The sequence below is a fragment of the Streptomyces sp. NPDC002619 genome (assembly GCF_042889305.1).
Taxonomy (GTDB): domain Bacteria; phylum Actinomycetota; class Actinomycetes; order Streptomycetales; family Streptomycetaceae; genus Streptomyces.
In genome coordinates this window covers 1-1612 of sequence record NZ_JBIAQV010000153.1, presented here as the reverse complement: position 1 = coordinate 1612, position 1612 = coordinate 1, and the positions used below count along the sequence as shown (strand labels likewise).

Annotated in this window: 2 protein-coding genes; one reads left to right on the top strand and one right to left on the bottom strand. The window is 65.8% G+C overall.

The window, feature by feature from the left end:
• Positions 1-88: 88 nt before the first annotated feature.
• Positions 89-1222, top strand: a complete 1134-nt coding sequence (locus ACFYXB_RS45955) for an IS630 family transposase (RefSeq protein WP_389591471.1) — start codon at positions 89-91, stop codon at positions 1220-1222.
• Between the two features lie 7 nt (positions 1223-1229).
• Here the strand turns inward: ACFYXB_RS45955 and ACFYXB_RS45950 are convergent.
• A partial coding sequence (locus tag ACFYXB_RS45950; protein WP_389591470.1) for a DUF3027 domain-containing protein occupies positions 1230-1612 on the bottom strand: 383 nt, incomplete at its 5' end.

Below are 1612 nucleotides of genomic sequence, written 5' to 3'. Positions count from 1 at the left end.
CTAGTGCCGCATCAGACAACCTTCGCCCTGTTGTGACGCGCCCGCCCTGGTGATCGCCGGCTCGGTGCCGGTCCGTCAAGCTATGCGGGTGGCAGAGCGAGTACGGGTTCGTGAGATCGATGACGATGAGGGCCGGCGTCTGCTGCGGATCATCCGCAGGGGCACCGGCTCGGTGGTGACATGGCGGCGCGCGCAGATGGTGCTGCTGTCCGCCCAGGGCATGCCCGTGGCGAAGATCGGCGAGGTGACATTCACCAGCCCGGACCGGGTCCGCGACGTGATCCACGACTTCAACACCGACGGCTTCGAGGCGCTCTACCCCAAGTACAAGGGCGGACGCCCGAGGACCTTCACCCTGCCCGAGCGTCGGGAGATCAAGAAGATTGCCAAGTCCAAGCCGGCTGAGCACGGCCTGCCGTTCTCGACCTGGAGCCTGGTCAAGCTGGCCGACTTCCTGGTCGCCGAGGGGGTGGTCGACGACATCAGCCACGAGGGCCTTCGGGTCCTGCTCCGCGAGGAGGGCGTCTCGTTTCAACGCGTGAAGACCTGGAAGGCCTCGAAGGACCCCGACTACGAGGCCAAGAAGGCCCGGGTTGAGCACCTCTACGCCATCGCCGACGGCGAGGTCATACCCGAGCCTGGTGAACCCGAAGTCGTTTTCTGCATGGACGAGTTCGGCCCGCTCAACCTCCAGCCCCATCCCGGGCGGCAATGGGCCGAACTCGGCGGCAAGCACAAGGACCCCGACCGGGAGCCCAGGCCGAGGCGGCGGGCGACCTACACCCGACCACACGGAGTACGGCACCTGTTCGCCGCCTACGACCTGGGCAGGGACAAGCTCTACGGCCACATCAAGAAGACCAAGAACCGCTCGAAGTTCCTGGAGTTCTGCCGCTACCTGCGCAGCCTCCACCCGGCGGACATACGCATCGCGATCGTTTGCGACAACTTCTCCCCGCACCTGACCACCAGGCGCTGCCGCCGGGTCGCGGACTGGGCCGAGGCCAACAACGTCGAGATCGCCTACACCCCGACCAACAGTTCCTGGCTCAACCGCATCGAGGCCCAGTTCACCGCCCTGCGCTACTTCACCCTCGACGGCACCGACCACGCCAGCCACAAAGAGCAGGGCAGCATGATCCGCCGCTACATCATCTGGCGGAACAAGAACGCCGCCAATGAGCGCCTGCGCAAGGTGGTCGCCCGGGCAAATGTTGCCTGACCAGCGTCTACCCGAACGAGTCGTCCTCGCGGACGGCGAAGCACTCGCAGCCGTCGTGCTCGAACCGGACCCGTCCGTCGAACGGTGAGACTGGGTTGGTGCAGGCCCCGTAGTCCTGGCCGAGCTGCCCGCTCAACGCGATCCAGAAGCGGCACCCACCGCACTGGGCGTCGTACCACTCGTCCCGGTAGTCAGGTTGATCGGTAGCGCGATTGAAGGACGCACGCCAACGGGCATGGCACCGATCGTTGTGATCCCGATCGTCGCCCGTCCAGGGTTCACCAGTGGCCATACTCGGCGCCTCACTCCCCGATCCAGGGCTGCCAGCCCCGATGACTGCCGTGATCATCTCATCAGGAACAGGGCGAACGTTGGCTGATGCGGCACTAG